Consider the following 20,840-nt stretch of genomic DNA (forward strand, 5'->3'; position numbering starts at 1 on the left):
CACTCACTGCTGAGTTGGGGGATTTTGCGTTTTTTAGACACTGTGTTTATGACAATTAAAATATTGACAAATTATTATAAATAAGCTATCTTGTACCGGTACATTTTAGGCGAATGTCGCCAGATTGGAGTCTAATGTCGAGCAACGAGAAGTCCTGGAACGACATGTCGATGGATGAGCCCCTCGATGACGCGGGGTATAACCCCAGTCTATTCGAGGACTTCGACTTCGATGATTTCGACGATCATCATGAGTACGATGATCATTTCGAAGATACCTTCAGGGATGCCTTCGACGAGTTCGAAGACTACCCCAAGGAGACCGCCTCCTACATCGACAAGCTCGAGGAGGAGCGCAAGGACTGGGAGTTCGAGGTCGAAGCATGGGCAGAACAGCTCGAACTTCTCGATCCCACTCTGGATCCGAAGATGTGGCGCGCACGCGAAGGCTGTGGCACCAATTGCTTCAACTTTGTGCCTGGCACGGGCAAGAAGCTTGACGTCCAGTCGTGCCGCAACTACGGTCATCGCTCCGGCTACAAGCCCCGTCTCCGCAATAAGGAGCGGATGCGTGAACGCGAGATCTGGCGCGAACGTCAGCTCGAACAGGCCTTCAGCGCCTGACACTACTACAAGCCCCGCCTCTAACCACATTCTGTGGCTTAGAGGCGGGGCTATTTGTGTTGTGTAAACAATCATCTTGACAGAATGTCGATAATAGGCTATATTCTCACCGTGTTTACCCACGTCGCCGATGGCGAAATGGTCGGTCAGGTTTCGCGCCTGGCTCAATACAAGAACCTTTTGCTCCGTGATCAACTCACGGACGATCCCAAGCTTCGGATGTTGGGCGAGCTCGCACTCGTGACCGACATCACGAAGAAGCTCTTCGCAGAAAAGGGTGCCAATCCACCCTTGAAACTGCTCTACACTCTTCTATCGTTCACGTCTGAGATGGACGAGAATGATGAAGACTGTTGGGTGCAGTGGGAGGAACTCCCCGAAGAGAAGCGTCTTCTCACGGAACTCCGTTGGGATCTCGAGGCCATGGAGCCCAACTCGTGCTACTGCGCGCGTTGCCGTGGTGTCGAGGAAGACGACGTCCCGCCCCTCAAAGTCTTCACGCCTACCGCAGACATGCGCTTGGCGGCGAAGAGGGAGAAAACGCTCCGCAATGGCGGGCGGCGGGTACGGCGGAGCACGAATGAGGACGAGGCTGAAGAGCTGACTCCGAAGCGTAGCCTTCGCGACTTTCGTCGCGGAGCCGACTCCGTTTCCTGGTGAGAAACTGACCCTGTCCCAAACTGTGATCTTCATGGTTTGGGACGGGGTCTTGTAATTTCTGCATACTTTCTCCCTCGATGCCCCCTACCCCTGCCCCTTCTACCTTTGTGGAGGGGGTTTTATGGTAAAAATAAACCCTATATACTTGATTTTTTGTCAAAAATATGCTATACTTATATCGTAATACAGTGACGTATGGATGCACTTTCAACCCATATATTAGACATATAACGCTAATATTAGCCAAATATAATAAATAATCGCTAATGTTATAAAAGAAAAGCATTAACTTGACAGTTTATACGGTACATGGTATAGTAATACGTCGAGGATGAAACAGCCTTACATTTAAAGAGCTAGTCACAGTGGAGAGCTTGGACAGCAATGAACGAACTTACCGGCCATTAGGGCTAGGTGTAGCGATTATTGTTTTGCTCAATTCACTTGTGACGTTATCAACGTCATTTTTTGTTGTCTTGATCGTTTTGGAGGAGGCAAGCAGATGAACGATGTGAGAATCCGGTTTCGACTGGGATCTCTCATCTGCAATCTGTTACGGATTCAACCGCTTCGGCGGATTTGAGCCACTTCTCGTTGGATCTTTATCCGATGAGTCGCCGCCTCTAAAACGATCATCGCAACAGAGAAAGACGGGTGGAGAAGAACCTCACAGGCAACCGAACATGGTGCGTCTGTGAGCGGTAGGCAAAATTAGACTCGGTGGTTTCGACTGCCAACTCTAACATGTAGCCCACCACACGCAGGCAATGCCCTCGGGTATTCGCCCGCCTCTTCTTCAACCGTCTTTCTCTCGTTCACCATCATCCTGCTTTCATTTCTATCTCTGATCCTTTTGCTCCACGAATGCGTTCGTGCCAGCCAAGAGTTGATCGAGAAAGAAATGAGAGCGGGACGTGCGATTTTGCACCTTACAGTCCGCTCCAAAGGCAAAAGATGTCCAAGAAGATCACCCTTTCGATCTGTGCCTTCTTCTTCACCGTCGTCGGCGCGATGCACTTCATCGATGTGCCGAACACCAACGAGGAGGAGATCGCGGCGATCAAGAACGGTCGCATCTGCCACCGCGAGAGGTGCACCTTCCTCAACGGGCCCTTCACGGGATACGTGAGGTACCAAGTGGATGAAACAGGGTTCATCTATGTCTCTAACGGGACAGCGATGAACTGAGAGTCTGAATCCGACATCACGAATACTCGTGCTCTGTCGGACTCCCAATCTTGATCAGAACGAATGTTGTGACCAAGACATGGAGTTACAATCCTGCTCTCACTTTTTTGACCGACATCGCTCGGTACAAAAAGCGAGAGCGGGAACCCCAAGTACAAATTCGTACATTCACACCCGTTCAAAGGAAACTATGACCAAAATCAATTTCGTGCTCGCGTCTAACCACACCAACCTCGCCACTGCCATCGAAGGCAAGGCGAGCGCCACGGTGGAGGCTGAGTTCGGCGACATCACCGTCGCTGGCTCGGTGCTCACCATGGCGCATCACGGCGTCAATGCGGGTAACCGCGCGCCGTGCGCGTACCCCAACGGGTGCGCGGAAGGCGTCGAGGTGGTGGGTTTGTCCCACTTCGACCTCGACACCCTCGGTGGGTGTGCGGCCGTCATCGGTCGCAAGCCGGAGGCCGAGAGCTTCTGGATTCTCTCCGAGTTCGTGGACCTTAATGGTCCGCACAAGCTCGGTGTGAGCGGCGCGTCCGACGAGGACATCCGCCGCCTCAACGCCTTCTGGGCGTGGAGCGAAAAGAACCGAGTGTTCGCCAACCGCGACGGCTCGGTGTCCGACGTGACCGACAAGGTCATCGAGGGCATCGAAGCGCTCGAGAGGATCCTCGCCGACGATGAGCAGATGCTCGTCGCGGGCGACGAGTTCAAGGCGAAGGGCGACAAGCTCAACGCCGAGAGCTTCGTCGAGTACTACGAGGATCTCCTCGTCCGAGTTTCGCCGAGCTTCACCAACCACCTCTACGTCGCCCCCGACGGAAAGGTGGCCAAGGCCGTCATCGCCTTCAACACCCTCAACGGCTCGATCACGATCTCGTTCGCGGATGCGCCCAAGGGCACGAACGCGCGCGACATCGTGCAGAAGCTGTGGGGGCCCGAAGCTGGCGGTCACGCTGGCATCGCTGGCAGCCCGCGTGACAAGCGGTTGAACCTCGATGACCTGAGCGAAGCGCTCAGCGCGACGATGCTCGCGCTCGACGAAATGGACAACATTTCGTAGAGCAACCTGGATCCGACATCACGAATACTCGTGCTCTGTCGGACTCCCAATCTTGATCAGAACGAATGTTGTGACCAAGACATGGAGATAAATCCTGCTCTCACTTTTTTGACCGACATTGCTCGGTACAAAAAGCGAGAGCGGTACGTGCAATCACGCACCTTAAAACACGCTCCGGAGATTATGGAAAATTCCATTTCCCGGTCCGAGGCGCGCCACGTGCTCGCCTCATACATGAACGAGGGTGCCCGGCACCCCCTCTTCACGGAGGCGTGCGCGATCTGTCGCACGACTCCGGAGGCGGTCGAGGCCGCGCGCAAAAGCGTGCGTGGCATCGAGCGCTCGTTCAAGGGAGTGATCCTCACTCCCTTGGGCGGGCGTCGTCGCAACTAGCGACACGACCTCGCACACCTCACTGGATCCGACATCACGAATTCTCGTGCTCTCTCGGACTCCTCCTCTTGTTTATGACATGTCGTCGTAAGCAAGAACGGGAGATATCCCAGAAAGGTTAAGCCGTGGAAACAATAAACTCAAATATCAAACGCGGGCGAGAACTCATCCATGACGCTGGCCGTCTGGGTGGTCTCGTGGAGAGCGGGTTTCCTCAGTCGAGGGATCTCGCAAATAAACTGCGTCGCATCGCCACGAAGAGCGATGACGTGCACAGCTGCATCCTTGCCTACGTTCAGGCACAGGGCAACAAGCTCACGGGCACAGAGCGGCGTGGCTTGCAGATTCTTCTTACTCATGAAGAATTTGCCCAGATCGTGAGCTCAAACTGATGAGCAATCTGAGTAGAGGCGAAAGACAGTCACTCTGATTTCGCTCCCTCAATCCGTCCATGATTCATTCGTGGATGAAGAAGGGAAAAATATCTACGCAGCTACCAACAAGGAGGTTGGTGGCGTCGCGGGTATTTTTGCCCGAAAACAAAACAGGCGTAAGGTCTGAGAAAGTTAAGGTCGTCATGAGCATTGCCATCGCAATAGCCATCGTTCTCATGGAGGAATTCAGTGTGATGATTGGTCAACAGCTGATCATCCAAAGCATGATCGACCGCATCGACAAGGTGCGTCGCCATGCTCTCAATCACATTAACGAGCCGAAAATTCTGCTCGATGAAACGTGGTTGATCCCAACGCATGAGTTGTGCGACGTGCTAGGCGTAGACTCACTGGAAGAGATCCTCTCTTCCAAAATCCGAGGTATTGCGCTCGCACTCGCAGGAAAGAAAGAGTATCATCCTCGTTCGATCGCGGGTGGTGCTGAGCAACTCATGGAGTTGCTCCGACCGGCGGCTGATGAAGAGCAGGCGGAAGATGAACGTAAATTACGCAATCGGATTCTCGGTCTCGCCGCGCGCTATCTGTCAGCATCCGTTGAAGAACGGACAAAGATACTGATTTCTTTGGAGGGCAGTCGAACGCGGGCGCTTAGTGACACTGAGGAGGTAACCGAACTCGTACGACTCAGGATCAACGCTGATCACGAGTATGAGCGAGTCTCAAAACAACTCCGTAAACTTCAGGTAAAAAACGGATCACTCCTGAACCGGAATGTGATCCTCGATGCCTGAGTGAACAAGATCTCACGCTCCACACTCATCTCTACCGAGAAGAGGTACGGAGACTCAAAAACAATTCGCTCGAGAAATACGAAATCAAGAGCAGCAACAGGAGGCCTCATGAGCTACGTTAGCGCCGCGTTCACCGTGGCATACAATCGCACCTGTGAAGATCTGACCGAAGAAACGGTCAAGATCGACACAGCACGTCTCGCTGAAAAGCTCGAAGAGAGCGGCGAGTACGACATGGCCATTCGGCTGCGTCGTTCGTCTCGGCCCCCTGGGCCGAGCAACTAGATGAATCTACTCGGAGGTGTACTATTGCGAACTGCTTTAGTACACCTCCGAGACCCCCTATTACACTAAGCGATATGGAGGAGGCACCTCAACAACTTGTTGGGGAAGACAGGCTATTCCTCGGCTGCGGCTGAGCAATTCTCTCCCCCGTCCCATCACCTCCATATCGCTTCGTGGAATATCGAAGCAACCCTCCTCGGGTTTAGAGGAAAAAACGTTCCTTAAAATCCGCAAAGCGGAAGAAAAAGAAAGAGAAAAAAATGTCCCTCAACTTCAGCATCACCAGGAATCCCAATATCCTTTCGGCGGCAGCCGGTCGTGAGGTGAGTCAGGAGGAGACGAATGACATCGTCGCTCCCCTGGACCACCACTGCGGAGCTCAGTACGAACTTCGCAACAACCGCCTTTTGCGGCGGCTACAGCTCCAGATCTTCGCCTGCTTGTTGCTGGCGAAGGAAGAGATGTTCGACATGAGCGATGAGCTCATCGAAAGCAACGGCCTCGACCCCGTTCTTGCGGGGTTCATGAAGGGGCAGGTCCTCAACCAGCGCAGCACGAAGTTGCTCACCATGGTCGACAACCAGGGCGAGCTCTTCACGCCCCCCATGTTCGTGATGAACATGAACGACCTGACGAAGCCCGGTCGCAAGGATCGTCCGGTCCGCCGTGTGTGGGTGGACGCTCACAACTTCGATCGCGTCACGGCCAGCAATGGCCAGGTCTCGTCGCGACCAAACCGCGTTGGTACGTTCATGCAACGCGTCAACACGCACGGCACCTTCGAGAACGGTGGTGAGCGCGACGCGCTCATCATGGGCTTCAGGCCTGAGTTCGAAGAGCGTCGTGACACGGCCGTCATCACGAGCAAGGATCAGGTTCTGAAGAGCTACATCCTCCTGGTCGTCGGCGCCAACCTCGATCTGCTCATGCAGATCGTGGACATCGCCGGCGACAGCGTCGCGCCGATGTTCTTCGGTGGCGAGGTAGACCCCAAGATGGCCTACTTCGGTCCCGTGGAGGTCCAAGACACGAAGGTGTCGACCGACCCGAAGCTCAAGATGGACGAGATCCGCGAGAAGGTGAAGAGCACGAAGCTGACTCACACCATGGCTCAGGACCTCGAGGGCGTCGTGATCGACGACGAAGACGAGTCGCCCGAGGATAGCTCAGACGACGTGAGCGACGACCTCAGCGCCAGTGATGGCAACGAGGACGAGACCTCCGATGCCTCCTCGACCGAGGAGAGCGATGGTGACATCGCTCCGCCGGTCGCCAACGAGAAGCGGAGCGACGCTCCGCTGACGGCGAAGCAGAAGCGGATGCTCGAGAACAGCGAAGAAGGCAAGACGCCCTCCACTCCTCCCGCCACGACGAAGAAGCCCAAGAAGGCTTCGACGCCTAGGCAGAAGAAGGGGCTCGAAGACCTGGAAAACGTTCAGCTTCCCAGCGCCGAGTGACCTCACCGCTCCGATTAGCAACTGCTAATCGTTGAGCAAAAAAACTGACCCCCAGTGTATACCGTATGGTGTACTCTGGGGGTTTTCGTTTTTCTCTCTTTTTATTGCTGTGTACTTGTCGCTGTTAATGCACGCTCATACATCACACGCCTTACCTCTACCGTCTCTGAACCACGACGACGTTTGGCGGTAATAACCAACATCGTTGTTCCTTGTGGAATACGAATAGTTTGTTCAAAATCCCCGTCAGGCGAAACCGCTGCTGCTGCGCCATTGATCATCACCAATGCACCGACATCCGTTTTACCTTTAATAAATACTTCCGGCTGATCAAGCCTCGCACCATCGATAGGCGTTACAATTTGTAGCTCAGGCGCGCTTGTAATGGTGCGTGCTTGATACACAACATATCCGCCAAGCGCCAAAATAAAGAGAGCAAATCCTGCTGCGGCAAATAAACGTGGCGTAACAAGAAAAGCGCTAGCGGCTACTTTTACCGGTCGAGGTAAAAATTGCGAGGCGTCTTTTTCAATTTTTCGTAACCGTAATCCATCACGGTATTTGTGTAAGTAATAACTCTCGCTTACACCAAAACGCGAGACATACATTTTTAATAATCGCTCTACGTATGCAGGATCTGGTAACTCTGACCAACGTTCGCCTTCGAGCGCACGAATAAAACCAGGGGTCAGCTTTGAAAGCTTGGCTGCTTCTTCGACGCTTAATCCCGCGCGCTCACGTAACTCAATAAGATCTGGACCAAGCGCTGCTGTTCCGTTTACTTTTTTTAAGATAAAAGCCATAGATTAGAATCCTTCTTCGTCACCGTCATCATCTGTATTCATGTCCATCGTCGCTGCGGTAGCGGCAACGGCTGCTGACAATGCTGGATCTTGAGTGCGCGTAAATTCTGCCTGCAAAATCTCACGTGGTTTTGCACCATCTGATGGACCAATGAAGCCCTCTTCTTCTAAGAGGTCGAGAATACGTGCGGCGCGTGCATACCCAACCTTAAGACGACGTTGTAACAATGACGCGGATGCTTTACCAGCGCGTAAAATCTCTTCTTTTGCTAAATCAATTAATGGATCTGAGTCTGCCTCGTCGCTTCCCCCACCTCCAAAAGCAGTAGCATTTGCCGAAGGACGTTCGGTAACTGTGTAATCATAATCAACCGGTTCATAATGTGATTTTACAAACTCAACAACTTTTGCGATTTCAGCTTCTGAGACAAAGGAGCCTTGAATACGCTTAGGCATTGGCAACTCTGCCGTCGACAATAACATATCACCACGACCAAGAAGTTTTTCTGCACCTTGTTGATCAAGAATGGTGCGAGAGTCTGTTGCGGAGGCGACGGCAAAGGCAATACGACCAGGGATATTTGCTTTGATCAAACCCGTAATAACATCAACCGAAGGACGCTGTGTTGCCAGAATCAAGTGAATACCGACTGCGCGTGACATTTGAGCCAAACGTACAATAGGACCTTCAACTTCTGCAGCAGACGTCACCATGAGATCAGCCAACTCATCAATGATGATGACGATATATGGCATCTTTTCTTGAGCATAGCGTTGGTTAAACGTCGCTAAGTCACGGACGCCTTTTTGTGCCAAAAGATCATAACGACGATCCATCTCACGCAATGCCCATTTGAGTGCGTTTACCGTTTCTGGGACCTTGGTGATAACCGGTGTGAGCAAGTGTGGAATACCGTTATAGTTTTGTAACTCAACACGTTTTGGATCAACCATGATGAGTTTTACATCATCAGGACCAAGTCCAAAGAGGTACGACATGATAATCGTATTGAGACAAACAGACTTACCAGAACCTGTTGCACCAGCTACCAGCATATGCGGCATACGGATCAAGTCCGCTACCCATGGCTTGCCTGAAACGTCTTTACCCAAAACAAAGGTAAGTGGGCTTTTACGTTCTTTAAATTCTTTTGAATCGATAAGCTCACGTAAGCCAACTGTAGCGATAGTTTGATTTGGCACTTCGACACCGACCATCGATTTGCCTGGGATCGGTGCTTCGATACGAATAGGATGCGCCGCCAAGGCGAGAGCTAAATCATTATGTAATGCCGTAATTCGCGAAAGCTTAATCCCTTCTGATGGTTTAAAGGCAAATTGCGTCACAGTAGGACCTACTGATACTTCGTTCATCTCAACAGGGATACCAAAGTTTTCGAGCGTGCGACGAATCACTTCGCGATTATGAACAATATCCCCTGCTTGAGGGCGTGAATCACGTTTTTCAAGTAAATCTGGCGTGACTTCGATAAGTGGCTGTCTACGACGTTTTGTCTTTACAGGAGCCGCTTCATCATCTTCTACATCTTCATCCTCCTCTTCGGATTCTTCTTCGTCTGATTCTTCCTCCTCATCACTCTCCTCTTCTTCCTCTTCATCAATAGCCTCCTCCTCTTCTAAGTCGTCGCTTGGCTCTTCTTCGACAGCTTCTTCTGAATCATACAAGTTATAAACCGTCTTATCTGCTTGTTCGCGTGCTTCTGATCTTGCTTTTATCCAGTGGATAATTGGTAAAACCATGGCACGACAAAGCGCCGCGATAGACTTCCAAATTACATCAATAACAAAGAGTAGCTGTTTGAGCGAAACATTAAATCCTAGCAAAAGTGACAAGATAAAGAGTGCAAAAAAGACAATGATTGCTCCAGCACTCCCAAGCATCCCAACAAATGGGTCTGCTAACATCATGCCGAGTTTACCGCCCGCATTCATTAATGCGCTGTCAGCAATAGGCAATGTGCCTTGATCGGCAAACGTAATAACATGAATAAGTGGATTTAATGAAAGAAAAACTAACAAGAATCCAATGACATTACGAAAATGCAGCACAAGACGATCCGGAGCAAGAATGTGATACATCCAAGCAAACAACAAAAAGGGCACAAAAAGCTTATCCCAACCAAAAACATAGGCCATTGCCTCGCTTAAAGCGCGACCAAATGCACCTGCAAAATCAAAAAAACCCAATAACATCAGGGTTGATAATGCAAACAAGAAAACAAACCCGACAGCCTTGCGTGTATCGGGGTCTAACGACAAATCAAGAGATTGCTTCCTTCTTCTGGCCATGGTTGTGCTCATCCTAACACAAAAGGTGTTCAGAGAAAAAGCTCCTTGAACCTTGTCATTTATCGGCACTCCCTGCACTATAATGTTCTATGAGAATCGCTGTTATCGGTACAGGATATGTAGGACTTGTCTCTGGGACCTGTTTTGCTGAAATTGGTCATGATGTTATCTGTCTCGACACCGATGCCGGCAAGATTGAGAAATTAAAAAAAGGAATCATTCCTATTCATGAAGAAAGTTTAGAGGAGATGGTGGTTCGCCACCAAACGCATGGCACACTTTCTTTTACCACCGACTATACCGAAGCACTCACTAATGCAGAAGTGATCTTAATTGCGGTCGGCACGCCCGCATCTTCTGATGGCGCTGCTGATCTTCGATTTGTTTTTCAGGTTGCTGAAGAAATTGGCAAACAGCTCACAGGCTATGCCGTTATCGTTGATAAGTCGACGGTACCCGTTGGAACAGCCGAGCAAGTAAAAACCATCATTGCCAAAAATACCCAACAATCTTTTGATGTTGTTTCAAATCCTGAGATCTTGCGAGAAGGCGTTGCTGTGAACGACTTTATGAATCCTTCTCGCGTTATTATTGGTTCAGATTCAAATAAAGCGACCGCGATCATGCTTGAGCTTTATGCTCCGCTCTCATGCCAGAAACTCGTTATGTCACCACGTTCTGCTGAGCTTACAAAATATGCCGCAAACTCCTTTATCGCCACAAAAATCAGCTATATAAACGAACTCGCACGCTTAGCCGAAAAAGTAGGTGCCTCTATTGAAGAAGTTGCTTTAGGTATTGGCACGGACCCACGTATTGGCATGGGATCACTACGTCCAGGCCCAGGCTGGGGCGGATCGTGTTTTCCAAAAGACGTAAAAGCGCTGATACATATGGCGCATGAGCAAGATATGGATTTACCTATTATCGAGGCGGCACATCATTCAAATATCACCATGCGCGAACATGTGGTAAAACGTCTCGAAAAAGCGCTCGATGGACTTTCAGGTAAAACGATTGGCGTCTTGGGTATTGCGTTTAAAAATAATACCGATGATATTCGTGAATCACCGGCAATTGATATTATGAAACATCTCGTGTTTCGTGGCGCGATGGTTAAAGCGTTTGATCCAATAGCTGCTCGCGGTGAAGATGAACATAATCAGGTCTTCGCGCGAGTTATTTCTCCAGAGGTGGCAGCACAAGATGTAGACGCACTCATTATCGCCACTGAATGGGAAGAATTTAAACAGCTAGATCTCGTAAAGATAGCAGAAGTAATGCGAGGCAAGGTGCTTTTTGACGCACGTAATATGCTACAAGCAAACGATAAGCGTTTAGATGCGTTCGACTACTACCGTATTGGTCACGACAAACTCCAATAATCCATCAAATCTTTTAAGCCTTTTTCAAAATTCATACTCGGCGTCCAGCCGAGTTTTTCTTTTGTCTCGGTGATATCCGCTAACGAATCCGCTGGATCGCCTTTACCTCGTGGGTTTTCGAGATGAATACTCTCCCCTCCCATTGTTTCTGCCACCGTGTTTACGGTAAACGATTGTCCAGACCCAATATTAAATACTTCGCCACCTTTCATCTGTTCTGAGCTCATTGCGGCAATATTTGCTTTCGCGATATCTGTTACATGAATAAAATCACGCGTTTGTTTACCATCACCAAAAATGGACATTGGCTTACCGGCGCGTTTCTGACCAGCAAAAATAGAGATTACATTTACATAAGCACCAACCTCCGCCATGCGAGGGCCGTACGCATTAAAATAACGCAAGCTTACAATCGGTAGATTGAATAGCGTAGAAAACTGCTTTGCATATAACTCCCCAATAAACTTGTGTAATGCGTAGGGATTTAAAGGATCTGCTTTTGCGCTTGTCGTTGTTGGTAGCATTGTTGGATTACCATATACCGCTGCAGATGAACTAAAGACAACACGCTTAACACCCGCGTCACTCGCGGCTTTAAACACATTTAACGTACCATTTACGTTTACTTCGTGTGTCTTTATTGGATCCTCGATTGATAATGTAACGCTCGGGTAAGCTGCAAGATGAAAAACTCCATCAATACCTACAAACGCAGGTTGGATGGCAGAAAGATCACAAATATCCGCTTCAAAAAGTTCTACGCCTTCTGCAAGATTTTCGTGTTTGCCAGTAGAAAAATTATCAAGCACACGAACACGATGACCTTGCTGTAAAAGCTGCTCACAAATATGCGAACCAATAAAACCGGCCCCACCGGTTACGAGATAATGTGACATGAATTGAGTATAAAGATCGCGTTGACAAGCAACAAGTTTCAGATAACGGAGTATATATGACCTTTGCTCAATTTAGCGGGCATCTTTTGCTCGCGTTTTTACTTGGTGTTTCATTTGCCGCCTTTAGTAATGTGCTGATGGTTACCGGTATTTGTTGCTGCTTAGCTCTTTATATATTTCTTTTTCGTATCGAATCTACACACCTTATTGGGTTACTCCTTTGTTGTTGTTTAGGTATTTGGCGATTTGAATCAGCATCACTTGGAGTAAAAAATCTTGTTCCTTTTAAGAGCACGTCTCTTTCAACAAGTGCATGCGTACAAAATACAACGGATATTCCTGTGATCGTTGCTTTGAGGACATCTCTTAGCGACCGCATACAAAAACGATTACCGGGCGACGAAGGAGCATTACTCGCTGGAACACTCTATGGCGAGCGTGGCTTAAGTAGCGAAATGAAGCTCGCATTTCGGAATGCTGGTATGACACATCTCGTTGCTGTAAGTGGGTCAAACCTTTCTATTATTGCTGCTGCATTGTTTTCTCTACTTGGTGGACTCGCTCTACACAAACGATCGATGGTAGGTCTTTTGTTCTGCGTCATTGTGTTGTTTATTCTTTTTGTTGGGTTGCAAGCACCGGTTGTACGCGCTGGCATTATGGCAATACTTTCAGCCGCTGCCCCTCTCACGGGACGTTTTGCAAATGGTCCACGTCTCCTTTTGGTTTCGTGTGCGCTTTTTGTGTTCTTTCGTCCTTGCGCACTCTTCTTTGATCCGGCTTTTGCCTTATCGTTTTTTGCTACCTGGGGACTTATGTCTTATGGAGCAGCGCTTAATAAAAAACTTGAACCCTATTTCAAAATAACCCTACTTCGCTCACTCTTTGCAGAGTCAACTGCTGCATCGCTTATGACCATGCCATATGCGGCTTGGGCATTTGGGCAAGTGAGTTTACTTGGCCTTATAAGCAATCTTTTTGCTGTGCCTATTGTGCCTTGGGCGATGAGTCTTGGCTCGCTTTGTCTACTATTACCCGAATGGACGCATAGTTGCACGGCAGCAAAAGGATCGCTAAGCGCTATGCTTTGGATTGCGAAACTCGCAGACACATTACCTTATGGTGTTTGGCAGAAAGTTCTTTTTCGTACACCGAGTTTATTGATCGTGATGGGCATTCTGATCTTTTATGCACAAAAACTTTCACGTCGTCATGTGGATAACGAGGCGGACGATACTTTCATGTCTCCCCTCGCGTGACAATAATTCATCACGACAGACATATGCATAATGACTAGGTGTTTTTCTTATCTCCTTACATTTTTGTCTGCTTTTTTAATACGCTCTATCGTTAAATAGCGGTCGTGAGACCTCGCAAACACAATAGCAAATCTATTTTTTTACTCATCGCTGGTAGTGCGTGACCTGGGATATAACCGGCCTAGAATCATGCGGCGTCTTGGATACGTCTGGGACGCATATCGTTGCACGAGGAGTAAAAACAAATGATGGAGCACATTATCTATCACCAACCACTCAGCTCTGAAACTTTCAGCGTTGATGTTGTGTCATAATGATGTGTTGACCTCGGTCTCTTCATTTGGTGGTGCCGTGCCGGAGGGTAGCGAACCTGACCCCGCTACCCTCCGACGCGCACAACTGCGGCGTTATTGTCGATATGCTCGTGACTAGTAGCGATCATTTCGGCAATAACGCCATCAAGGAGAATTGTTATGCGTAACCTTTGTTTGTTTATTTCTTGCGCTCTCTTGTTTGTGTTTGGTTGTGAAACTCCAAACGCCGCCACCTTTCGTACTCCCATTCTTGATGGAGATGCAGGTAATACCGACATCCCCGCCTCTTGGGAGGGTGACTGGACCTGGGAAGAAGATGACATCGCTCTGGATCTGGGTGTTGTTTATCATGACACCCCTCAAGACGCAGGGACTCAAGAAGCCCCTATGCAAAACTGTGTGAGCGGCACTCGTTTGGATGGCCAAATGCGTGTATCAGTGAGCTCGGGGCTTATCCCAAACTGCATGCAAGGCCACATCATTCATTTGTGGGGTCCACAAGGTGAAGAATATCTTTCGGAGCCAGATCATACGCTCACAGTTTCAGTGAATGATCCCTGGCAAGGCTGGGTCGCCTTTACCGTAACTTGCGGCGATAGCTGGGAATCCGTTATTGATTGGTCAACGGTTGAAGACAGCGATCTCGTTGGACGCGGTCTACTCGCTGTCACAAGTGACGGTGTTGATCTGACGCCTTATATCAAACTTTGTCCGTCGGCGGTCGACTCAACCATTCTTCAGCCACGGATACCGCTTACATGTGGTTTCGAACCTTGTTAACCTCATATCTCATCTTAAAAGCCCCTCCGTTTACGCCTGTAACGGCGGGGCTTTTCTTCATTCATCCACAGGTAACACTTTACACTCCTTTTCATTCATCCTATCGTATAGAACATAAACAGAACACTTTATCTATGGCCAAAAAAACAACAACCGACGAAAGCTCCGGTAAAAAAGCAGCTATCTCAGGCGCAATCGACCAAATCAAAGAAAAATTTGGCGAAGGCTCCATCATGAAACTTGGTGAGGCACGCAAAATGCAGGTAGAAGCTATCCCAACAGGCTGTCTCTCTATCGATATGGCGCTTGGTGTACTCGGTGTACCGCGTGGACGTATTGTAGAAATCTACGGACCTGAATCATCTGGTAAAACAACGCTCGCTCAACATATTATTGCCGAAGCACAAAAGCGTGGTGGCGTTGCTGCCTTTGTTGATGCAGAACATGCTCTCGATCCAGATTATGCACGTAAAATTGGTGTAGACGTAGACAACCTTCTTATCTCTCAACCAGATAATGGTGAGCAAGCGCTCGACATTGTAGAAACCTTGGTTCGCTCAAATGCTATTGATGTTATCGTTATCGACTCCGTAGCAGCACTTACACCAAAAGCTGAAATTGATGGTGAAATGGGTGATTCGCATATGGGCTTACATGCTCGTTTGATGAGCCAAGCCCTTCGTAAGCTCACAGCTATTGTATCAAGATCAAATACAACGGTTATCTTTATTAACCAAATTCGTATGAAGATTGGCGTGATGTTTGGCAATCCAGAAACAACCACTGGTGGTAATGCGCTTAAGTTCTATTCTTCCTTACGTATTGAGATTCGTCGTGCAGCACAAATCAAACTAGGAGATAAAATTATCGGTAATCACGTAAAGGTAAAAGTTGTTAAAAACAAAGTCGCAGCACCTTTCCGCACCTGTGAATTTGATATCATGTATAACGAAGGCATTTCGCTCGCGGGTGATATCTTGGACGTTGGTACTGAGCTTGGCGTTATTCAAAAATCAGGTCACTCCTACTCATTTAACGGGGAAAAACTGGGTATGGGACGTGAAAACGCCAAAGCAGGATTACGTGAACGCCCAAGCATGATCAAAGAAATTCGCGAAAAAGCCATTGCTATTTGGCAAGCATCAGAAACGGCTGTTCCTGCAAAAGCAGATCCAGACAATGACAGTGATGAGATAGAAGAAGCTCCTCCTGAAGAATAGGCTTAGAAAAAACACTCCGTTGACGGAGTGTTTTGTATTTAGGCGTTTACTCTGAAGTAACACACGTCACCATCTTGCATGACATAGTCTTTACCCTCTACACGCATGAGACCTTTTGCTTTACAGGCACTTTCGCCTCCTTCACGCGCATAGTCTTCGTAAGGAGTTACTTCTACGCGGATAAAGTTTTTCTCAAAATCTGTGTGAATAACAGCAGCTGCTTGTGGGGCTTTTGTACCAACTTTTACTGTCCATGCTCTTGTTTCAACTTCACCTGTGGTGAGATAGGTGATCAAACCAAGCAGTCTATAAGACTCTTTAATAAGTAGATCGAGACCAGATTCTGTTTGTCCTGCCATTTCGAGCAGCTCCTTTTTTTCTTCACCTTCTACATTCATGAGCTCCGATTCTAGCTTTACACATACCGGTACTAATAAACCCTTAAGCCCTTCGACGCGCTGCTTCCAAGAACCGTCTTGTAATTGATCTTCGTTAACGTTTACCACATAAAGCATTGGCTTCATGGTAAGTAAATGTAAATGTTTTAACATTGCCCGTTCATCATCCGTCCATTCAAGTTCGCGTAGCATCACTCCATTGTTTACGTTTTCGATACAACGTTTAACGATCGCAAACTCTAATTCTAGATCTTTTGTTTTACCGCTCTTCATCTGCTTCTCAATTGTCTGAGAACGTTTGGTGAGCTGCTCAAGATCAGCAAGAGCAAGTTCTGTATTAATAGTATCTGCATCACGAACAGGATCAATCGAACCATCGACGTGCAAAATATCGTCGTTTTCAAAAGCACGAACCACTTGAGCGATGGCATCCGTCTCGCGAATATTGGCTAAGAACTTATTGCCGAGACCCTGGCCCTCGGCGGCGCCTTTTACCAAACCTGCAATATCAACAAACTCAATAATAGTAGGAATAATTTTTTTACTACCACTAAGCTTTGATAAAACAGCTAAGCGCTCGTCAGGTACCTCAACAACACCCACATTTGGGTCAATAGTGCAGAATGGATAGTTGGCGCAATCTACCTGTTTTTTGGTGATTGCACTAAACATGGTGGATTTACCGACATTTGGTAGACCGACGATACCGATTTGTAGAGCCATAATGTCGCGGAGCGTAGCGTTTTATGAAAAAAAAGACAAGTTTTTTGTCTTTTTTGCATAAACCTCTTCGTGAGGCCTTTATTGACGAAATGGCTTATTTTTACTAGAATCCGCGCAACTATGCCTACGTCCAAGACCACCCTCCTGCCAAAAGCGCAGGTTCAAATCTCCTTCGAAGTCGAATGGAGCGAAGCTCTTCCGTATCTCGAAGAAGCAGCAAAAGAAATCTCAAAAGCAAAGCCTTTGCCAGGCTTCCGTCCAGGCCATGCAACTTACGAAGACGTAAAACGTACACATGGCGAAATGGCGATTCTTGAGACAGCAATCGAACGCATTGTTCGTGGTGCGTATGTAAAGACTGTTTTGGCAGAAAAGCTAAACACGGTTGGCTCCCCTTCTATTACGATGGATACGCTTACACCAGGTCAAACGATTAAATTTACCACTATTGTTTCAATTGTTCCGACAATCCAAAAACTCGCTGATTACAGTGCTGGAAAAGTCACAAAGAACAAAACAGAAATCAATGACGCCCAGGTAGAAGAAGCGGTTGATCAAATGAGAAAGATGCGTGCTGAAGATCTTAAGGTTGACCGTGCAGCAACGCTCGAAGATATGGTGATGATTGATATGGAGATGTTACACAACAACGTTACTCTCGAAGGCGGTAAAGGTACTGATTATAAAGTCTATCTTAGCGAGCCACACTATATCCCTGGTATGGCTGAACAGCTCGTCGGCGTAAAAGAAGGCGAAGAAAAATCATTTGTTCTTCCTTTTCCTGACAACCATTATCAACAACACTTGGCTGGTAAAGACATTACTTTTAAAACAACGACAAAAGGTGTTTTTGAACGCAAGATGCCAACAGCAAACGATGAGTTTGCAAAAGCTTATGGTCTTGAAAGCATCGCCGAACTACGTTCTAAGCTTAAAGAGAATCTCGTAAACGAAACCGAATCTCGCGCAGCAGAGGCAGCCGAAATTCAAATGCTCGAGAAACTTGTTGATGCTTCGACCTTTGGCGAAGTGCCTGATGTTCTTATCAACGAAGAAGTAAATCGTATGATGAAAGAACTCGAGCACGGCATCGAAGAACAAGGTATGACGATGGAAAACTATCTTGCCTCCATCAATAAATCAAAAGACGATCTTAAGCTTGATTTCATTCAACAAGCTATCCGTCGCATCAATACAGCGATTTTGATTAAAGAAGTTTCGGTAAAAGAAAACCTCGATGTAACAGAAGAGGAAATTGATAAAGAGATAGACACTATTCTTGATCAAATTCCAGCTGATGACGCTGCATCACGTGAGCGAGTAATCTCTCCTGAATATCGCGAATACGTCTCGATTCAAATGCGTAATCGTAAAACCATCGAATTTTTAAAAGGCAAAATGTATTGAAGCTTAGTTTAAAAACAACACTCTGTAACAAGAGTGTTTTTTTTATTAATCTTTTCAATCAAAATTGTTTTTATTCTTCCGGTCAAACCTTTCTTTAGAGTAATCTGTGACTTAGAACAATCATAGTACTTTGATAATACTTGTATAAGCTCTTCATTTGCTTCACCGTCAACAGGAGCTGATTTGAGCTTTACGATTAAAACGCCCTCCTTCTCCCCATCACTTCGGACTTACTACTGCGTGGTGTAACTTTTACTTTTATTTGCATACTATGGCACTGGATCGAATCCACCTTCATTCCAAGGATGGCAACGCGTAATACGTTTTGCTCCTAACCACGCACCTTTAAAAAACCGTATTTTCGAATCGCTTGTTCGGTGTATTCAGAGCAAGTTGGATGAAATCTACAGGTACGATTTCTTATCACATGACGAAGTGGGCCATGATCGGGTGATAGCGTTTTTGATAAAGTTTAATAAGCATTACACCCATCCATGCAAGTGGACTCATACGTCTTTTTATAAACGACTGATGTTTTGCGCTTTGCTTTGATGTTTTTCTTGGCGTTGGCGGTAATGCAAGCGCTGCTGGAATCTTTTCGAAGGCGTGCAAGATAGATTGTTTGAGCACGGCAAAATCAACATCAAGAACATTGGCTTTGATCATAAACATGAGATCAAGTTTTTCTGGCCAGTTTGTTTGCAGATCACGCAAAGCTGCACGCATGCGACGTTTTACGCGATTACGTTTATTGGCGCGCTTAAATACTTTTGTAGATGCAACAAAACCAATCTTCGTTGTCTCTGATGGGCGAAAGCGTAAGGTAAATTCTTGCGCATACACAACACGCCCTTTTTGCGATAAGAGCGCGAAATCACGTTTACGACGTAAGCGGTCTGGTTGAGCTAGCATAAAATAAAAAAGGGGCTAGTAGCATAACTACCAGCCCTATTCTTTTAGCGACGTGAGCGAACAACTTGCGTTGTTTTAATTGCAATCGTCTTACGACCCTTGGCGCGGCGGCGGCCTAAAACCGCTACTCCGTCCTTGGTCTTCATGCGTGCAAGGAAGCCATGTACGCGGGCGCGGCGTCTGGTGCGCGGCTGATAAGTTCTTTTTGTAGCCATAGGGTTAATCTATGGACGGGATCTTAGGCTAAAAGTGTTTTTTGGCAATAGTTAGGGATGAAAGAAGGCCCAGCGTTCACAAAATAGTATTTTGTTACTAGCTGAGCCTTGTTTTAGAGCCCTTTACGAGCGAAGAAAGTGTTTCGTGAACCGACATTGATACCTCTTGCCATTGATCGCCCTTTGGGACCATATAGCAACAAGGGTGTTGCCTCCATGCGTTTTTTATCCGTTCTGAAAGCGCTTCTGCGGTTTCGTAGTCTTCAGAACGAGGCGGGGTTATTGCTCCGCATACGTTCGTAGACTTCTTGACTCGGTTGAGAGAGACAGATTACTGCTTGATAGCGAGCATACTCTGCTTCTCGAGTAGTACGGAGGAGGCTCGTAAGTGTCTCTACACCTCCGTCGATATAAGCAGCATTATCCATGCTACCGCGATCGAGAATGATGGCTTTTTTGCCATCACGGATCGCCTGATCTTGGGCCGCATGCTCAAAAGCACGTTGAACGGCATAGATCAGCTTTTGAAACTTCGCTGAGCCCACAGCATCACCCACAGGCGGCCTAATACCTACCTGAGCAATAACAATGGTTGCTACTTCTGGCACAAAAGCGAGTTCTGGATACCGCTCGCGCAACTCCTGCATCGAGGTGCTCTTACCAGAGCATGGCCCACCCGTCAGAACAACCATCGGCAGCGGAGTGACTGACATGAGCGTAAGAAGCTGGTTTGGATCTACGTTCTCGGTAAGCATGGCGCTTGCTTCGGCGAGGGCCAAATTATTAATCGAATTTGTTACTTCTTGATCCATCTCAAGAAAATCCGGAAAAGGCGGCAGCTCCTCATCTTCTGATAAAAGTTCACGCTCGAGAAGCACAAGACCCTTTAGCGGACCCTCAAAAATATCCAACTCCCAGCCATCAAAAGTATATCTCGTCTTGGACAGGGTAAAGACACAAGCGTCGAGTGCCGCCTTACCGATATTCTCATTTATTACCGTCGTCTCAATCTCGTCTCGCGAGATCCCAGAACCACGTTTTACGGTAAAAATAGTCGTACTATTGTTTTTGATGCGTACTCGCATCGTTTTTCCGGGCAATGAACCAAAGTATCCTTGCGAAATATGATCCTTGGTACATCCTGACAATGGCTTATTTGTCTTGATGCGCTTCACAAGAAAGCGCCGCTCAATTTCGATACTTGTTTTGCTACTTGGCGCAGAAGAATCCACGGCAAACCTCTTTGTGAAAGACCTGGTTCAATCGTAGTCCTCTCGTAAACCATCGTCAAAACTATTAGAGAAAAGTATTTTTCTTTTTGTTATGCACATTTCTTCCACAGCGATGTCAAAAAGTTGACACA

20 protein-coding genes and 2 pseudogenes are annotated in these 20,840 nt (G+C 47.6%); 12 read left to right on the forward strand and 10 right to left on the reverse strand.

Annotated features, from left to right (window positions below; translation table 11 throughout):
* Positions 1-134 precede the first annotated feature (134 nt).
* The 5 genes from H6759_05065 (at position 135) to H6759_05085 (ending at position 3,927) form a co-directional block, all read left to right on the forward strand.
* Positions 135-623: a hypothetical protein gene (locus tag H6759_05065; GenBank protein ID USN52355.1), complete on the forward strand. Its 489-nt coding sequence runs from the start codon at positions 135-137 to the stop codon at positions 621-623.
* A gap of 84 nt (positions 624-707) precedes the next feature.
* Positions 708-1,283 (forward strand): hypothetical protein, encoded by a 576-nt coding sequence (locus tag H6759_05070; GenBank protein ID USN52356.1) that lies wholly within the window; start codon positions 708-710, stop codon positions 1,281-1,283.
* Between the two features lie 954 nt (positions 1,284-2,237).
* Positions 2,238-2,471 carry a hypothetical protein gene (locus H6759_05075; GenBank protein USN52357.1) on the forward strand — a complete coding sequence of 78 codons (234 nt, stop codon included), beginning with the start codon at positions 2,238-2,240 and terminating at the stop codon, positions 2,469-2,471.
* Positions 2,472-2,661: 190 nt separating this feature from the next.
* Positions 2,662-3,534, forward strand: coding sequence for a hypothetical protein (locus H6759_05080; protein ID USN52358.1), 873 nt, complete (start codon positions 2,662-2,664; stop codon positions 3,532-3,534).
* 183 nt (positions 3,535-3,717) lie between these two features.
* Positions 3,718-3,927, forward strand: a complete 210-nt coding sequence (locus H6759_05085; GenBank protein ID USN52359.1) for a hypothetical protein — start codon at positions 3,718-3,720, stop codon at positions 3,925-3,927.
* 140 nt (positions 3,928-4,067) lie between these two features.
* Here H6759_05085 and H6759_05090 read toward each other — a convergent pair whose 3' ends face one another.
* The gene (locus H6759_05090) at positions 4,068-4,286 is read right to left on the reverse strand and encodes a hypothetical protein (GenBank protein ID USN52360.1); all 219 of its coding nucleotides are present in this window, start codon (positions 4,284-4,286) and stop codon (positions 4,068-4,070) included.
* A gap of 251 nt (positions 4,287-4,537) precedes the next feature.
* Here H6759_05090 and H6759_05095 point away from each other — a divergent pair, with 251 nt between their 5' ends.
* Entirely contained in the window at positions 4,538-5,113 is a 576-nt protein-coding gene (locus H6759_05095) for a hypothetical protein (protein ID USN52361.1), read from the forward strand.
* 545 nt (positions 5,114-5,658) lie between these two features.
* Positions 5,659-6,855 carry a hypothetical protein gene (locus H6759_05100; GenBank protein USN52362.1) on the forward strand — a complete coding sequence of 399 codons (1,197 nt, stop codon included), beginning with the start codon at positions 5,659-5,661 and terminating at the stop codon, positions 6,853-6,855.
* Between the two features lie 101 nt (positions 6,856-6,956).
* On the opposite strand, the gene H6759_05105 is transcribed toward H6759_05100, so the two are convergent.
* Positions 6,957-7,658 (reverse strand): helix-turn-helix domain-containing protein, encoded by a 702-nt coding sequence (locus H6759_05105; protein ID USN52363.1) that lies wholly within the window; start codon positions 7,656-7,658, stop codon positions 6,957-6,959.
* 3 nt (positions 7,659-7,661) lie between these two features.
* Entirely contained in the window at positions 7,662-9,968 is a 2,307-nt protein-coding gene (locus H6759_05110) for a DNA translocase FtsK 4TM domain-containing protein (protein USN52364.1), read from the reverse strand.
* A gap of 89 nt (positions 9,969-10,057) precedes the next feature.
* Between H6759_05110 and H6759_05115 the strand changes: the two genes are divergently transcribed.
* The gene (locus tag H6759_05115; GenBank protein USN52365.1) at positions 10,058-11,353 is read left to right on the forward strand and encodes a UDP-glucose/GDP-mannose dehydrogenase family protein; all 1,296 of its coding nucleotides are present in this window, start codon (positions 10,058-10,060) and stop codon (positions 11,351-11,353) included.
* Here the strand turns inward: H6759_05115 and H6759_05120 are convergent.
* Positions 11,335-12,249 (reverse strand): NAD-dependent epimerase/dehydratase family protein, encoded by a 915-nt coding sequence (locus H6759_05120; protein USN52366.1) that lies wholly within the window; start codon positions 12,247-12,249, stop codon positions 11,335-11,337. The genes H6759_05115 and H6759_05120 overlap by 19 nt on opposite strands.
* A 56-nt stretch (positions 12,250-12,305) precedes the next feature.
* Here H6759_05120 and H6759_05125 point away from each other — a divergent pair, with 56 nt between their 5' ends.
* The 3 genes from H6759_05125 to recA all read left to right on the forward strand — a co-directional run bounded on the left by H6759_05125 (position 12,306) and on the right by recA (position 15,822).
* Positions 12,306-13,508, forward strand: a complete 1,203-nt coding sequence (locus H6759_05125; protein ID USN52367.1) for a ComEC/Rec2 family competence protein — start codon at positions 12,306-12,308, stop codon at positions 13,506-13,508.
* Positions 13,509-13,981: 473 nt separating this feature from the next.
* Positions 13,982-14,602: a hypothetical protein gene (locus H6759_05130; GenBank protein ID USN52368.1), complete on the forward strand. Its 621-nt coding sequence runs from the start codon at positions 13,982-13,984 to the stop codon at positions 14,600-14,602.
* 134 nt (positions 14,603-14,736) lie between these two features.
* A complete protein-coding gene (gene recA / locus H6759_05135; GenBank protein ID USN52369.1) occupies positions 14,737-15,822 on the forward strand; it encodes a recombinase RecA in 1,086 nt (361 codons plus the stop codon).
* A 38-nt stretch (positions 15,823-15,860) separates the two neighbouring features.
* On the opposite strand, the gene ychF is transcribed toward recA, so the two are convergent.
* Positions 15,861-16,943 carry a redox-regulated ATPase YchF gene (gene ychF, locus H6759_05140; protein USN52370.1) on the reverse strand — a complete coding sequence of 361 codons (1,083 nt, stop codon included), beginning with the start codon at positions 16,941-16,943 and terminating at the stop codon, positions 15,861-15,863.
* 120 nt (positions 16,944-17,063) lie between these two features.
* Here ychF and tig point away from each other — a divergent pair, with 120 nt between their 5' ends.
* Entirely contained in the window at positions 17,064-18,350 is a 1,287-nt protein-coding gene (gene tig, locus H6759_05145) for a trigger factor (protein USN52371.1), read from the forward strand.
* A gap of 8 nt (positions 18,351-18,358) precedes the next feature.
* Here the strand turns inward: tig and H6759_05150 are convergent.
* From H6759_05150 to H6759_05170, 5 genes and pseudogenes are all read right to left on the reverse strand, one after another.
* Positions 18,359-18,618 (reverse strand): annotated as a pseudogene (locus H6759_05150) (DUF167 domain-containing protein).
* 1 nt (position 18,619) lies between these two features.
* Positions 18,620-18,777 (reverse strand): annotated as a pseudogene (gene yidD / locus H6759_05155) (membrane protein insertion efficiency factor YidD).
* Entirely contained in the window at positions 18,774-19,262 is a 489-nt protein-coding gene (gene rnpA, locus H6759_05160) for a ribonuclease P protein component (protein ID USN52372.1), read from the reverse strand. Before rnpA ends, yidD begins: the two are co-directional and overlap by 4 nt.
* A gap of 44 nt (positions 19,263-19,306) precedes the next feature.
* The gene (gene rpmH / locus H6759_05165) at positions 19,307-19,477 is read right to left on the reverse strand and encodes a 50S ribosomal protein L34 (protein ID USN52373.1); all 171 of its coding nucleotides are present in this window, start codon (positions 19,475-19,477) and stop codon (positions 19,307-19,309) included.
* A 263-nt stretch (positions 19,478-19,740) separates the two neighbouring features.
* Complete coding sequence (locus tag H6759_05170; GenBank protein ID USN52374.1) at positions 19,741-20,709, reverse strand: AAA family ATPase; 969 nt, start codon at positions 20,707-20,709, stop codon at positions 19,741-19,743.
* Positions 20,710-20,840: the final 131 nt, after the last annotated feature.

It is taken from the genome of Candidatus Nomurabacteria bacterium (assembly GCA_023898425.1).
Classification (GTDB): domain Bacteria; phylum Patescibacteriota; class Patescibacteriia; order 2-12-FULL-60-25; family 2-12-FULL-60-25; genus HK-STAS-PATE-2.

What these genes read in the sequence shown, in the direction of transcription:
- H6759_05065 (USN52355.1), top strand. Translation starts at nt 135, where the DNA reads ATGTCGAGCAACGAGAAGTCCTGGAACGACATGTCGATGGATGAGCCC.
- H6759_05070 (USN52356.1), top strand. Translation starts at nt 708, where the DNA reads ATGTCGATAATAGGCTATATTCTCACCGTGTTTACCCACGTCGCCGAT.
- H6759_05075 (USN52357.1), top strand. Translation starts at nt 2,238, where the DNA reads ATGTCCAAGAAGATCACCCTTTCGATCTGTGCCTTCTTCTTCACCGTC.
- H6759_05080 (USN52358.1), top strand. Translation starts at nt 2,662, where the DNA reads ATGACCAAAATCAATTTCGTGCTCGCGTCTAACCACACCAACCTCGCC.
- H6759_05085 (USN52359.1), top strand. Translation starts at nt 3,718, where the DNA reads ATGGAAAATTCCATTTCCCGGTCCGAGGCGCGCCACGTGCTCGCCTCA.
- H6759_05090 (USN52360.1), bottom strand. Translation starts at nt 4,286, where the DNA reads ATGAGTAAGAAGAATCTGCAAGCCACGCCGCTCTGTGCCCGTGAGCTT.
- H6759_05095 (USN52361.1), top strand. Translation starts at nt 4,538, where the DNA reads ATGGAGGAATTCAGTGTGATGATTGGTCAACAGCTGATCATCCAAAGC.
- H6759_05100 (USN52362.1), top strand. Translation starts at nt 5,659, where the DNA reads ATGTCCCTCAACTTCAGCATCACCAGGAATCCCAATATCCTTTCGGCG.
- H6759_05105 (USN52363.1), bottom strand. Translation starts at nt 7,658, where the DNA reads ATGGCTTTTATCTTAAAAAAAGTAAACGGAACAGCAGCGCTTGGTCCA.
- H6759_05110 (USN52364.1), bottom strand. Translation starts at nt 9,968, where the DNA reads ATGGCCAGAAGAAGGAAGCAATCTCTTGATTTGTCGTTAGACCCCGAT.
- H6759_05115 (USN52365.1), top strand. Translation starts at nt 10,058, where the DNA reads ATGAGAATCGCTGTTATCGGTACAGGATATGTAGGACTTGTCTCTGGG.
- H6759_05120 (USN52366.1), bottom strand. Translation starts at nt 12,249, where the DNA reads ATGTCACATTATCTCGTAACCGGTGGGGCCGGTTTTATTGGTTCGCAT.
- H6759_05125 (USN52367.1), top strand. Translation starts at nt 12,306, where the DNA reads ATGACCTTTGCTCAATTTAGCGGGCATCTTTTGCTCGCGTTTTTACTT.
- H6759_05130 (USN52368.1), top strand. Translation starts at nt 13,982, where the DNA reads ATGCGTAACCTTTGTTTGTTTATTTCTTGCGCTCTCTTGTTTGTGTTT.
- recA (USN52369.1), top strand. Translation starts at nt 14,737, where the DNA reads ATGGCCAAAAAAACAACAACCGACGAAAGCTCCGGTAAAAAAGCAGCT.
- ychF (USN52370.1), bottom strand. Translation starts at nt 16,943, where the DNA reads ATGGCTCTACAAATCGGTATCGTCGGTCTACCAAATGTCGGTAAATCC.
- tig (USN52371.1), top strand. Translation starts at nt 17,064, where the DNA reads ATGCCTACGTCCAAGACCACCCTCCTGCCAAAAGCGCAGGTTCAAATC.
- rnpA (USN52372.1), bottom strand. Translation starts at nt 19,262, where the DNA reads ATGCTAGCTCAACCAGACCGCTTACGTCGTAAACGTGATTTCGCGCTC.
- rpmH (USN52373.1), bottom strand. Translation starts at nt 19,477, where the DNA reads ATGGCTACAAAAAGAACTTATCAGCCGCGCACCAGACGCCGCGCCCGC.